The following is a 12,194-nucleotide window of genomic DNA, read 5'->3' as shown; positions in this document are numbered from 1 at the left end:
TTAGTACCCCTTCACTTCCATCAGCGCTTCCGCCAAAATGACCGCCCTGCGTGCTTCCTTGAGATCGCTCAGCAGACCCCGGTCGGGCAGGGCCGAGGTGGCCACGGTGGGACCGGCGAGGGCGGAAAAGACCGCGCTGAGTTTTTCGCGGTCCTCTGAAAGCAGCCGTGACGACGTCAGTTTGACCCTGCTCAGTTCCAGTTCCAGCAGTGAATTGTCGATTGCCCCGCGGCGGCCCTGCATCACCGTCAACTTGTCCCTGATGCGCTGGGCACGGTCCCGGAACATCGCTTCCATGTTGACCGCCACGTCGTGGAGTTCGCCCAGGGCGGTGTAGGACTGCGGCGACCCGGAGTGCCGGTCGAGTTGCCCGCTGACGTGGAGGCGCCGTCGTTCCCAGTCCCTGACGGCCGATTCGTAAGGACCCAGGAGCAGCGAAACGGCCGCGAGTGCCTTCTCCAGCGACGCCGCCCGCGTGCTCAGGCTTGTTGTAGCAGCGTCCAGCCTCGCCAGGAAGGCGTCGTAATTGTCAGAGCCCGGGGATGTGTCGCTCTTCATGAGCCACTCGCACGCCGTGGCGCCGCGCCGTCCAGGCAATACATCCCAAGACGGCGGGAATCCCGCCGCCGACATCCGCCCCCAACTCTCATGGCAAGAGACTAGAGGCTCTGTGCGCGTTGTCATAGGGTCTGTGGTTCAACTTTGCTGGGTACCCCACGAGGGGGTCCACAGCGATTGCGCGGACCTTGACACTGACTTTCACGGTCATCGAGACTGAAAGATCCAGGCTGCCCCCGAGGCTAGGGATTGGAAAAGACAATGGCCAGTACAGGTTCGTTCGTGATCGTGGTTGGTTTTGACGGTTCCAAGAATTCCCAGAATGCACTGAGGTGGGCCATGGACGAGGCCAAGCTGCGCAACGGCCGGATCCTTCTGGTCACGGTCTGGAGCAAGCCGCCGCTGTCCTGGTTTCCGGCGGTACTCGAAACGGCCGCCGGAGAGATCGTGACCGAGGAATCCCCGCAACAAACGGCCGAGACGGTCCAGGCTGATGCCCTGACGACCGCTGAAAGCGAGGGGGTGGCCGCCACCGGGCAGATCGTTCACAGTGATTCCGCGGCCTCAGCAATAATCAAGGCGGCCAGGGACGCGGATCTCGTCGTCGTGGGCGCCCGCGGACACGGGGGATTTCCCGGCCTGGACCTGGGGTCGGCGGCCACCCAGATCATCACCCATGCGCCGTGTCCTGTCCTCGTGGTCCGGCCCAAGGTTTCCTGAGCTGCCAGCCGCCGGCCGAATACGATTTCTTGGCGGCCGGGAACTCACCCGCTACCCGTTGTAAGGGCATGGGGGAGGGCCTAGGATGTGGCCACAGCCCCACTCTGGGGACCAACTCCGGGACCCACCCGCAAAGAGTTCTGGACACACCTGCGGATGCCCGAGTCCTGGACTTCACGGGACGGGAAGAACCATGACCAAGTATCTGTTCGAAGCGAACTACGTGGGCGAGGGCATTAAGGGCCTCATGCGCGAAGGCGGAACGAAGCGCCGCGATGCGCTCGTCGACGCCCTCAAATCCGTCGGAGGCTCACTGGAGTGCTTCTACTACGCCTTCGGCGAGACCGACGTGCTGGGGGTCTTCGAGGTCCCGGAGGCCTCCGACGCCGCTGCGCTGTCGCTGATGATCAACGCAACGGGATCCGTGAATGTGCGGCTGAAACCGCTCATGATGCCGGAGGATATCGACGCCGCGGCCAAGAAGACCCCGCGCTACCGGGCACCCGGGCAGTAAGGCACCAAGCCCAGCGGACAGGTTCCGGCGCCGCGGCATGCGGGAGAATGTCCCCATGAGCGATGCCGGCGATTTCATAGATCTTGCGCTCCAGCGTGAGTCGTCGTGGAGCCGCGCGGAGGAGTTCGAGGCACGCCACGGCGGCGGCCACCGTTACTACGGCGCGTCCGTCGGAGCCGTGCGCGGGACGGTCCGCGATGCCCTCCGCCGCCATCCGGGGCTGACGCACGATGACGTCACCGCCCTCAGCTCCGAGTTGTGGCAGGTGCCCGTCTACGAACGCCGCCTCGCCGCCGTCGTGCTCCTGCAATCCAGCGTCAGTCTGTTGAGGAACACGGACCTGACCCGGGTCGAGGGCTTCGTGCGGAGTGCACGGCTGGGCGCCCTTGTGGATCCGCTCGCCGTCGACGTTGTGGGTCCCCTGATCGAGGGGCTCGACGTCGTCGGCAGGGTGCGCGCGGACAGTGTCCTGGACCGGTGGGCGCGGGATCCCGACGGCTGGCTGCGCCGGGCCGCCCTGCTGTCCCCGCTCCGGGCGCTCCGGGCCGGCGCAGGGGACTGGCCGCGGTTCGTGCGCCACGCCCGCCTGATGCCGCCGTCGCCGCCCGGGCAGAACCACGAGGACGACGGCGGTGCGATCGCCGCCGAGGCGGTCTCCCTCGTGCTCGCCGAGACCGCCAGGCACCGTCCGGACCTGGAATTCTGACCGGGCGAATCCGACACTAAGCCAAATCCGGCCGCAAACCTGAGGCCAGGTGGCTACCCAAGCTCGGTGAGAGCCGATGCTTGCCGGGGATGTTTAGGGCAGACTGGTGGCGTGAGCGGAATCCGGTGGGTGCTGCACGTCGATCTCGACCAGTTCATCGCGGCGGTCGAGGTGCTCCGGCGGCCGGAGCTTGCGGGCAAGCCGATCATCGTCGGCGGCCGGGGTGACCCCAGGGAACGCGCCGTAGTGTCGACCGCATCCTACGAAGCCAGGGCATTCGGTGTGGGTTCCGGAATGCCCTTACGCATTGCAGCCCGGAAAGTGCCCGACGCTGTGATCCTGCCCGTCGATCACGAGGCTTACCTCGCGGCGTCTGAAACGGTGATGTCTACCCTGCGCGCGCAGCCCGGCGCCACCGTGCAGGTGCTGGGCTGGGACGAAGCCTTTGTAGGCATTGAAACAGAGAACCCGGAAGCCTACGCCCGCCAGGTGCAGGCCGCGGTACTGGAGCGAACGCAGCTGCATTGCAGCGTGGGCATCGGCGACACTCTGGTCCGGGCCAAGGTCGCCACCGGTTTCGGCAAGCCGGCCGGCGTCTTCCGGCTCACCGCAGGGAACTGGCTCGACGTCATGGGCAGTCGACCCACCAGCGAGCTGTGGGGCGTCGGAACCAAAGTGTCGGGCCGGCTGGCCAAACTCGGTATCAACACAGTCGCCGAGCTCGCTGCGACCGACCCCCAAGACCTGGTCCCGGAGTTCGGCCCCAGGATGGGTCCCTGGTACGCGGAACTTGGACGCGGGGACGGCGCCAGCGTTGTGGACGACACCCCGTGGGTTGCCCGCGGGCATAGCCGGGAGACCACCTTCCAGCGGGACCTGACCGAGCCAGCCCAGGTGGACGACGCCGTACGGGAACTGACAGCGCGTGTCCTTGAGGATGTTGCCGCAGAAGGAAGGCCTGTGGTTGGGCTGACCCTCAAGGTCCGGTATGCGCCGTTCCTCACCAAGACCCACGCGAGGAAGATCCCCGAGACTTTCGACCGGAACGAAATCCTCGCGCGGGCCCTGGACCTAGCGGCCGGAATCGAAGTGGGCCGTCCGATCCGGCTCCTGGGCCTGCGGGCCGAAATGGCAATGCCCGACGATGCCCGAAAGGGACATACGCCGACCCGCGGCGGTTGGTGATGGCGTCGTAGGTCTGATTCGACGCCTCCGTCCCGTCTGGGGAACCCTGCAGGTGAACCGCCTCAACGCCTGACCGGAGCGTCTTCGCAACGGCCGCAGCCGCAGCACCTAACATCGCTACATGACACAGGTTGCCCTGCCTACAGCTGCCCGTGACCGACTTCTCGATCGATTCGGCTCCGCGGCTGCGGCCTGGATCGACGACTTCGCAGCGCTTGTTGGGGAACTCTGTGAGGAGTGGGCGCTCGAGCCCCAATCTGTCCGCGCGGGCGGGACGGGCGCGGTTGTCGAGTGCGTCTCGACCAGGACGGAAACCCGGTACGCACTCAAGCTCTCACCTGACAGGGCGGTCACGGAGCAAGAGGCGGCTGCACTGGCCTACTGGACGGACGCTCTCACCGTCGTCGACCTGGTGGACGTGGACGCCACCCGTAGTGCGATCCTGCTCGAATGGGTTCCCGAATCCGCTGAACTCACCGCCGGGGCGTGGGGCATCGCCGACGTTGCCGGTCTCATCGGCGACCTCTACTTGCCGCGTAGGACACTGCCATCTGACGTTCCACTTGCCCGTGAACGCGTGGAGTTCGTTTTCGAGTTGTGGGATCGACGCCGGCGCACCCTCAGGGAATCCCCGATTGATGCGACCGTTTGGCGCCGATGTCGCGAGGCTGCGTTGGATATGGCAAATGAAGGGGATTCACTTCTTCACGGCGATCTTCATCCCGGCAATATTCTGCGGACGGGTACCGGTAGTCGGATTGTCGCGATCGACCCCCGCCCCTGTATCGGCCCTTTGGTGCTGCAACTTCGCCCCGATCATGGCAGTCTCAGTCGCCCGCCGCGGCGCCAGGACCGAGGACGTCACCCTCATGCGCAACCTGGCCAACACCCGCTGAGCTTCCGCCGAACGGGCAACAGCGGCCAGTAAACACCGCGATATGCCAGCCCCTTATCGTCGTGATTCGCTTTGTCATTTTTGAAACTGCACGGGCATCCGTGAAGGTACGGGGGTAATGCAGAGGTCCCGACGGAGATTCACGCTAAGCGGTCAGGCCGGGTCGCCTGCGCGTTTGATGGCCACGGTAGACGGATGAACGCGCTACGGCGAAGAGTTCGGCAAGTTCCACCGTCGGGTGGGTCCCTGCTCGGAGACGGAGACCAGGGGTCCTTCGTGACTTTTCGAGAGCTTGGGCTGCTTCCCCCGCAGACGGCCCTTCGCCGTCGCGACCGCCGTACCCGGCAACTCCGTTGCTTACTGCACGGGCCATGGACCGCTGTCTCGAGGAGCTGCAAACTGTCCCGCACAGGGTTCCCTTACCGAAGTCATCACTGATCGTCTAGGTTGTTGTCGGGCCGTGTCCGGGGTTGCGGAGAATGATGATGGGACGGATCGGTGAGGAAGATCCGTTCGTAGATGTCGTACACGGTCGCGGCCTTGCGGTCGTTGTATCGACGGGAGTCCCCAACATCCGCCGCAGCGCGCTTCGCCTCAGCGTAGATCCGCCGGTCCTGCTCATGTGACCGCAACCATGCGGCGAAAAGCTCATGCCGTCGAGGTTCCGTAGCGTGCGGGGCCCAGACGTGCAGATTGGTGTTCGGCTCATTGAACGTGAGGTGTCGATGCGCGTCCCCCGCCACGTCGTCCCGGAAAATGAGCCTGAATCCCGCTGACTCCAGCCGAGGGACGTAGCTAGGTTCAGCAGTCGGATCGGGTACGGTCAGGTCGATATCGATGACGGGTTTGGCCAGGAGGCCGGGAACAGCTGTCGACCCGACATGGCGGATGCACAGCGCTTGATCCGGGATCGTCTGGCTGATTAGGTCATGCATCGACGCGAACTGCCTCCCCCATGACGGGTGATGTGCCTCAAACGGACCCGGTTGAACCTGTCGGTGAGCGACACGTCCAGCCTGACGGCGGGCGTTATTGTCGGGTTCGAACGGGCGCCACAAGGGATGCGTCATCACAACCCCGATCGTTACACGGATCGGAAGGCACGCCAAGTAAGTATCTGGCCACGCATGTTCAAGGATCACCGGAGCAGGGCTGTCGTACTTGCGCACCATCCGAATCTCGACCACGTGGGACGTCAGCGTCCGGTGCAGGATCCTCTACCGGGACGTGATGGGTTCCGGTACCGCCGGTCCTCCCTGTGGTCAGATAATGAGCGCGCGTCTCATTAGCGGCCTGGCGATTGGAATGCGAGCCGATGGTCCGGCGCCCACACATACGTGTCATCGCACCGATAACCCCTCAGCCATGCCTGCCCGTCCACGACCCGGAGGTAGAAGCCCTTGGGGTACTCCACGTCCTCGCTTAGCGGCTCGGAAGCGACGTGGATGGCTCCGGTCGGCGCGCGACCTGCCGACAAAACGGAGTCCGGCGCGTTCGACTGGCCTATCATCGCCATTCGGAGGTAGGGGCCCGTCACCAAGGGACAAAGGGCGAGGCCCCGGTTCCGTGCAGCGCTGAAGACCCGGGACTGAACCGCGCCGTGCTCGAAGCCAAGCTCTTCTACCGTACGCTCTACGATTCGTAAGTTTTGACTCTCTGGGTTGTCGAAAACGGGGTGATCGAGCAGCGTCTCGGCATGGACATTGAGCATTACGTCCGCACTGCGCAGCAACCGTAGGATTTCAACTCGTGAATGACCCCCCGCTCGAACCACGAAACCCTCATCCTTTGCTGTGCTGATCATGCACCGATTCTCCATCACGGCCGACCGGCCAACGACCTGACGTGCTGATTGGGGATGTCCCGTTCAAGGACCCGGTAAGGGACCCCCACCGGGACGGCCGGTGTAATGGCAGACTGCTGGGTATGGGCACTCTTGAGCGGGACGCCTCCGGGGCCTGGTCTGCTCTTCGGAGTGTTTGGTCAGATATGGGGTGGACAAGCCCCGTATATAGCCATGGAGCTTTTCATCATGTCGCGGTGCTGGGCTCTACCGGAGTCGTTCGCGTGTCCTTTGCCACTGACCATGAGGCGCAGATCGCCCGTCAGAGCGCTGCGCTTCTTGCCGTCGGTAGTGCCGGGTTGAGGACCCGCATCCCGAAGCTCCTTCGAACTCATACCGGTGACAACTGGTCAGCGATGGCGTGCACCGTCGTCGAGGGAGCCCATATGGCGGGTCGGCCGTGGCATGAGGTCCGGGACGATTTTGCCCGTATCCTCAATGACCTCCAACGTGCGCAACTACCGACAGGGTTGCCTCCTGCACGCTCGTGGTGCGGCGGAAACTCCTGGCCTGACGTCGTAGAGCGCATCACGGCAGATTCCGGCTCTCGCGTGTGGAAGGCTGCTCAGATTGTGGTGCGGGAGGTTCTGAGTCTCGAGGAAGCGGGGACCCCTTCCCTCGTCCATGGTGACTTCGGTCCGCACAACATTTTGTGGGATGAGTCCGGCGCGCCGGGCCTGATCGACTTCGACAATGCGTGTGCGGCAGACCCTGCCATCGACGCTGCTCCCCTCATCGGGTTTTACGGGGCGGCCAAAGTAGGGGAACTTTTGGACGCAGGCGTGCTGGCGCGAGCGAAGGTGTACCGAGCATCTCTACCCCTCCAGGTAGCGGCGGCCGCCGCGCTGGGGGCAGACCGCAAGCTCCAAAGCCACGCCCTGTCGAACTTCGCACGCCGGCTCAAGGCAGGATCCCTTCACAATCCAGCAGCTACCTAGACACGTAAGATCAAGGATCCCCTAGGGGACGCTGATCAGGGGCCGCTTCCTTATGTTGCTACCAGTGGAGATCCTGCTCCCCAAGGGAACAGAAGCGCGGCGACGCCCGATCCCCTGAGTCAACGAGCTCGCGCATCTGGCGAGCAGCCGATCGCGGATCCTTGGACGCGTCAGTTTGACCCATGGCTGTTGCCAGTTTGCCGGGGTGAACTGCCCAGCAGCGGATACGGCCATGAAGGTCCTGGGCCAGGGAGACGGTCAGCATGTTCTGAGCGGCTTTCGAAATTTTGTAGGCGTAACTCGTCGAGAGACAGGAGAAATCACGGTTTGACTGGGCATCCAGAGACCCTAGTCGCGACGAAACGTTGATGATGATCGGATCAGGTGCCTCAAGCAGGTTCGGCAACAGGAACTGCACCAGGCGCAGCGGACCAGCGACGTTCACATCGACGGCGTTCAGGACCCCGTCAGCCCGGATAGTTCCCAGCTCCGCATGAGGCGCTCCCTGCACGGCATTATTTATGAGCAAGTCCACTGGACGGCCGTTCAGAGCTTCAGCCAACTCAGGGCCGGGTTCGAACCTCACATCCAGCTGGACCTTTAATACGTCCGTAGACCCGGCCCTGGCTTTCAGGACCTCGGGTGAACGCGTGATGGCGATGACGTTCCAACCGGACGCCGAGAACTCTTGCACCAAGGAACGCCCCAGTCCTCGATTGGCACCCGTGATGACAGCCAGCTTCTTCATCCCTTCAGGCTAGTCGTCGCACGAGTACCGACGTTGCGCTTGAGTGGGTCCCGCAGAGCGTTGGTCAAAGGGCCGAGCTATTGGCTGGATGTTCCACCCGGGGTGAGTTCGACCGAAGTAGCCAGCCACTGAAGCCCAGAGCGAACTTGATTTGCCGACTCTTCAAGGTCCGCCAGGCTGCGACGCTGCCAGTCCGCATCGATCCGGAAGCTGTCGCCGTTGAATCGAGGGAGGACATGAAGATGGGCATGAAATACTTCCTGGAAGGCGGCTTCGCCGTCTGCCAGGAAAAGGTTCACGCCCTCGCAGCGAAGTCTGCTTCGCCTTATCGCTTTGGCGAGTCTGTGGCCTAAGCGGAACATATGCGCCCCCGTTTCCTCGTCCAGTTCCTCAAGGTAGGCGGCGTGATCTTTGGGAATCACCAAGAGGTGGCCCGGATTTATAGGACTGGTGTCCATAAAAGCGAAGACGAGATCGTCCTCGAATACGATGTTGGAGGGCACGCTGCCTCTCACTATTTGGCAAAAGAGGCAGTCATCATCGTCCGTGGGCATGACGGTATTCTGCCAGTTATGCCGAGCTGTTCCGGATCGGCAGCCGGGCACGCCACAGGGTTCCGCAGAGAGCGTCCCATTTAGACACCACAAGATGGTTCCGTAAAAGGATCCTTTACCGGGCGCCCCATCTATCTTTGTGGCCTTGGGTGGCCCATTTGAGTCCCCATCCTAGGGAAGTATCGTGATGGGCTCCTGCGGCATTGCGCAGGAAACGAGTGCGAAGGCAGGGGCTTCTGCATCCGCTCGGTTGTTCCGGCCCGTGTCGTCGCACCAGTCGATGTCATATGGATAAGCGGCAATAGAGCCCTCTCCTGCCGCGGCTTCGGGCGGCACTCTGAAGGTGTAAGTGAATCCGCCGGCATCGCTCATTGGGGCTGTGGTATCGATGACTTTGCCACCGCTGAAGTCTGTCACGGTGATCTTGAAGCGGGCGTTCTCCCCATAGCGTGGATTGCACTGCACGTCGGAGGCTGACACCGTAACCTCCTCGCCAGTTCTAACACTGGATGGGTTGGCCGAGAACTTAGGGGGAAAGCATGGCGGCTCGCCCTGGGAAGAGGAGCTGCAGGCTGCTACGGCAGCCGCTGAGAGCACGGCAATCAAACTGATCGTCAAGTAGGGTCGGGCCATTGATATTTGCTGCCACACCCGCGCCATACTTGCCCCCGTTCAAAGTAAGCCTGACCGTCCTCGGCTTCAGCATGGCACTGCAATTGACGCTTGTATATGCGCGTGGCCACTTGTCAAAGCAAGGACTTTCCCGACTCTCAGGTAGTGGAGCAGGACACCCAAAATGAAATGGGGCGCCCGGCGAAGGATCCTTCACCGGAGTTTTCTCATAGGGTGTTCTGCTGACGCTGCAAGTTGTCTCACCCCCCGTTGTAAACCTTCACAGCGGGACACCCCGGTGCCATGCTGAAGGCGCGAGTATCACTTATTGGCGTTGCGAATATTGGGGGACAAGACATGCATCGGAACAAGTCGAAGTACGCAAGACGACTAAGTGCCAACACGATTTCTTTCCCACTGTCCGCCTTGGTTACGGCTGCTGGTGCCCTGCTGCTCTGTGGTTGCACAGTATCCGCTCCCCAGAAGGCATCCAACGCCACCCCACCGGCCCAGACCGTGGTCAGTCAGGCTGCTGCACCCCCTGACTCCATTCCCAGCGCAACCAATAGCCGGGACAAAACTACAGACTTCAAGACAGCCAAGAAGAATGCGCCTTGGTTGGGCAAGATCAAGTCCGTGACCGGAATCGAGCCAGGCCGGATTCGTATCGAAACCAGTATTGTGGACCCGCGCGGTGCGGACGGGAGCGAGGAGGCCAAGAGCGCGATTGCTATCTGCGAATCGGTCGTCACTCTTTTCGGCCCAAGCTACGTCTCGGTCTTGGAGGATGACGGCACTAACTTCGTCCTGTTCGGGCACCCTTCAGTACCTACGGGTGCTTGCGCTGAGGTCTGACAGATGAGTTGTTGACCGACCCAATTTCTTGGTTCCAAAAGCACACTTAGTTAGGACAGCGGGGCTGCCCGTTGGGGGATCCATAAACGGAATGGGAGTGTCGTGATTAGCGCTGGATTTTTGTTGACGGCAGGTCAGGGTCCTGTTCGTGAAGGACAACCTGGTAAAGGTTGTGGTCCTGCCATTTCCCGGCAATTTCCAAGTACTGTGGAGCCATCCCAATCTGCCGGAATCCCGCCTTTAATAGCACCCGTTGTGAACCAGCATTGTGCAGGAGAGTGCTCGCCTCTAAGCGGTGCAGGCCAAGTACGTCACGTGCCGCTTCGACGATCGTCTGGACGGCAGCGGATGCCAGACCGCGGCCCGCGTAGTTGCTATCCACCCAGTAACCTAGGCCTGCACTCTGGAAGGGTCCACGCACGATGCCGGCCAAGTTGAATCGGCCGACAAGGGTGTCGCCAGCAAATAACCCAAAGGGGAACCCTTCCCCGGCATCAGCCACAACAAGGCGGCTCGCAATATCCGCAGCCTGCCACGCTTCGGTGTAGTACCCCTCGGGACGCACCGGTTCCCAGGTCGAAAGGTACTCACGGTTGCGTACATAGGCATCGGCAAGCGCTGACGCATCACTCGAGCGCAATGTGCGCATGCTGACATTTTGACTGAGCTGACGCGGTTCAAACACCAGTCAACAGTACTCGCGGCCTGCCCTCCATTGATGCCCGGTTAGCGTTCCTTGGGTTCTCGCGGTGATTGCAACACTTAGCGGATGGGTGTTGTCGTGGCGAGGTATTCAATTTACGTAAGACCGGATCTTCTGCGGTTGTTTTGGGCCGGGATGCAGGCCGGTGAGTTCATCACCGATGCCGTTGTGCCGATCAACACGAGCAGACGGACCGGGCGCCGGGTCCTGGCGGAGGCCGGGGGTGTCAGGCCACGCCGCGGCCGGGATCTGAAGGGCAGGTGCCTGACCTTCGCCCAGCGTGAAGAGATCGCGGTGCTGCGCGCCCAGGGACACTCGCTGCGCCGGATCGGGGTCGTGATCGACCGATCTGCCTCGACGGTGTCCAGGGGAGCTGCGGCGCAATTCGGTGGCAGGATTGCCCTACCGGGCAACATCGGCCCACGCGCTGGCGTATGAGCGGGCTTCGCGGCCGAAACCATCGAAACTGCACACGAATACGGTATTGCGTGCGAAGGTGGAAGCGGACCTGAAAAAGAAGTACTCACCGGAGCAGATCGCAGGACGCCTGCGGGTTGAGTTTCCCGACGAGCCGGAGATGCGGGTGTCACCTGAGACCATTTACCAGTCCCTCTACGTTCAGTCCCGCGGAGCACTGAACCGTGATCTGGCCGCTTGTTTGCGCACCGGACGTGCACTCAGGCAGCCCTGCAGGAAAGCCGGTCAGCGGAAGAACCGGATCCCCGGGATGATCAATATCTCCGAACGTCCCCCCGAGGTTCAGGACCGTGCGGTCCCGGGGCACTGGGAGGGCGACCTCATTATCGGCAAGGGCAACCAGTCCGCGATCGGGACCCTCGTGGAGAGAACCACCAACTACACGATGCTCGTTCACCTGCCGGATGGATACAAAGCAGAACAAATGCGTGATGCTCTGGCAGCAAAGATCAAGACGCTCCCCGAGGCGCTGAGGCATTCCCTCACCTGGGACCAGGGCATTGAAATGCAGGACTGGAAAACCGTGAAAATGGACGCCGGCATCGACATCTACTTCTGCGACCCGCACTCACCCTGGCAGCGCGGCATCAACGAAAACACGAATGGCCTGCTGCGCCAGTACTTCCCGAAAGGCACCGACCTGAGTATCCACAGCGCGACAGACCTGGACTGGGTCGCCCAGGAACTCAACGACCGGCCACGTAAAAGACTAGAGTTCAGAAAACCGATCGAATTGATCGAAGAACTCCTGTTGCAATGACCGCCTGAATCCGCCGTTCCCCTTACGGACATGTGCTGCCGTGCGGACGGCTTTGAACATTTCGTGGAGACGACTTCGGAAATTGACGCAGACTGGGTCACGCTTGTTCAGTCTGGAAGTCGGTCA

General features: G+C 62.2%; 14 protein-coding genes and 1 pseudogene. 8 read left to right on the top strand and 7 right to left on the bottom strand.

Annotated elements, in window-relative coordinates; all coding sequences use genetic code 11:
* Window positions 1-558: a hypothetical protein gene (locus tag J2W14_RS19170; protein ID WP_307465485.1), complete on the bottom strand. Its 558-nt coding sequence runs from the start codon at window positions 556-558 to the stop codon at window positions 1-3.
* 261 nt (window positions 559-819) lie between these two features.
* Here J2W14_RS19170 and J2W14_RS19165 point away from each other — a divergent pair, with 261 nt between their 5' ends.
* The 5 genes from J2W14_RS19165 (at window position 820) to J2W14_RS19145 (ending at window position 4,611) form a co-directional block, all read left to right on the top strand.
* Entirely contained in the window at window positions 820-1,278 is a 459-nt protein-coding gene (locus J2W14_RS19165; protein WP_307465483.1) for a universal stress protein, read from the top strand.
* Between the two features lie 193 nt (window positions 1,279-1,471).
* Entirely contained in the window at window positions 1,472-1,792 is a 321-nt protein-coding gene (locus tag J2W14_RS19160; protein WP_307465481.1) for a GYD domain-containing protein, read from the top strand.
* Between the two features lie 55 nt (window positions 1,793-1,847).
* A complete protein-coding gene (locus J2W14_RS19155; RefSeq protein WP_307465476.1) occupies window positions 1,848-2,498 on the top strand; it encodes a DNA alkylation repair protein in 651 nt (216 codons plus the stop codon).
* Window positions 2,499-2,609: 111 nt separating this feature from the next.
* A complete protein-coding gene (locus J2W14_RS19150) occupies window positions 2,610-3,683 on the top strand; it encodes a DNA polymerase IV (RefSeq protein WP_442512638.1) in 1,074 nt (357 codons plus the stop codon).
* A gap of 121 nt (window positions 3,684-3,804) precedes the next feature.
* Complete coding sequence (locus tag J2W14_RS19145) at window positions 3,805-4,611, top strand: aminoglycoside phosphotransferase family protein (RefSeq protein ID WP_307465474.1); 807 nt, start codon at window positions 3,805-3,807, stop codon at window positions 4,609-4,611.
* A gap of 398 nt (window positions 4,612-5,009) precedes the next feature.
* Here J2W14_RS19145 and J2W14_RS19140 read toward each other — a convergent pair whose 3' ends face one another.
* Together J2W14_RS19140 and J2W14_RS19135 are read right to left on the bottom strand one after the other, a co-directional pair.
* Window positions 5,010-5,747, bottom strand: a complete 738-nt coding sequence (locus tag J2W14_RS19140) for a GrpB family protein (RefSeq protein ID WP_307465471.1) — start codon at window positions 5,745-5,747, stop codon at window positions 5,010-5,012.
* Window positions 5,748-5,863: 116 nt separating this feature from the next.
* Window positions 5,864-6,382: a hypothetical protein gene (locus J2W14_RS19135; RefSeq protein ID WP_307465470.1), complete on the bottom strand. Its 519-nt coding sequence runs from the start codon at window positions 6,380-6,382 to the stop codon at window positions 5,864-5,866.
* A gap of 263 nt (window positions 6,383-6,645) precedes the next feature.
* Here J2W14_RS19135 and J2W14_RS19130 point away from each other — a divergent pair, with 263 nt between their 5' ends.
* Window positions 6,646-7,359 carry a phosphotransferase gene (locus J2W14_RS19130; RefSeq protein ID WP_307465467.1) on the top strand — a complete coding sequence of 238 codons (714 nt, stop codon included), beginning with the start codon at window positions 6,646-6,648 and terminating at the stop codon, window positions 7,357-7,359.
* 58 nt (window positions 7,360-7,417) lie between these two features.
* Here J2W14_RS19130 and J2W14_RS19125 read toward each other — a convergent pair whose 3' ends face one another.
* The 3 genes from J2W14_RS19125 to J2W14_RS19115 form a co-directional block, all read right to left on the bottom strand.
* The gene (locus tag J2W14_RS19125; protein WP_307465464.1) at window positions 7,418-8,107 is read right to left on the bottom strand and encodes an SDR family NAD(P)-dependent oxidoreductase; all 690 of its coding nucleotides are present in this window, start codon (window positions 8,105-8,107) and stop codon (window positions 7,418-7,420) included.
* A gap of 77 nt (window positions 8,108-8,184) precedes the next feature.
* Window positions 8,185-8,661 (bottom strand): HIT family protein, encoded by a 477-nt coding sequence (locus J2W14_RS19120; protein ID WP_307465462.1) that lies wholly within the window; start codon window positions 8,659-8,661, stop codon window positions 8,185-8,187.
* 171 nt (window positions 8,662-8,832) lie between these two features.
* A complete protein-coding gene (locus J2W14_RS19115; protein ID WP_307465460.1) occupies window positions 8,833-9,141 on the bottom strand; it encodes a hypothetical protein in 309 nt (102 codons plus the stop codon).
* A 435-nt stretch (window positions 9,142-9,576) separates the two neighbouring features.
* On the opposite strand from J2W14_RS19115, the gene J2W14_RS19110 reads away from it, so the two are divergent.
* Window positions 9,577-10,128, top strand: a complete 552-nt coding sequence (locus J2W14_RS19110; RefSeq protein ID WP_307465459.1) for a hypothetical protein — start codon at window positions 9,577-9,579, stop codon at window positions 10,126-10,128.
* A 106-nt stretch (window positions 10,129-10,234) separates the two neighbouring features.
* On the opposite strand, the gene J2W14_RS19105 is transcribed toward J2W14_RS19110, so the two are convergent.
* Window positions 10,235-10,813 carry a GNAT family N-acetyltransferase gene (locus tag J2W14_RS19105; protein ID WP_307465457.1) on the bottom strand — a complete coding sequence of 193 codons (579 nt, stop codon included), beginning with the start codon at window positions 10,811-10,813 and terminating at the stop codon, window positions 10,235-10,237.
* 84 nt (window positions 10,814-10,897) lie between these two features.
* On the opposite strand from J2W14_RS19105, the pseudogene J2W14_RS19095 reads away from it, so the two are divergent.
* A pseudogene (locus J2W14_RS19095) lies at window positions 10,898-12,068 on the top strand (IS30 family transposase).
* Window positions 12,069-12,194 lie beyond the last annotated feature (126 nt).

This window comes from Pseudarthrobacter oxydans (assembly GCF_030812335.1).
Classification (GTDB): domain Bacteria; phylum Actinomycetota; class Actinomycetes; order Actinomycetales; family Micrococcaceae; genus Arthrobacter; species Arthrobacter oxydans_B.
The sequence above is the reverse complement of the archived record's forward strand: the minus strand, read 5'-3'. Positions and strand labels throughout refer to the sequence as shown.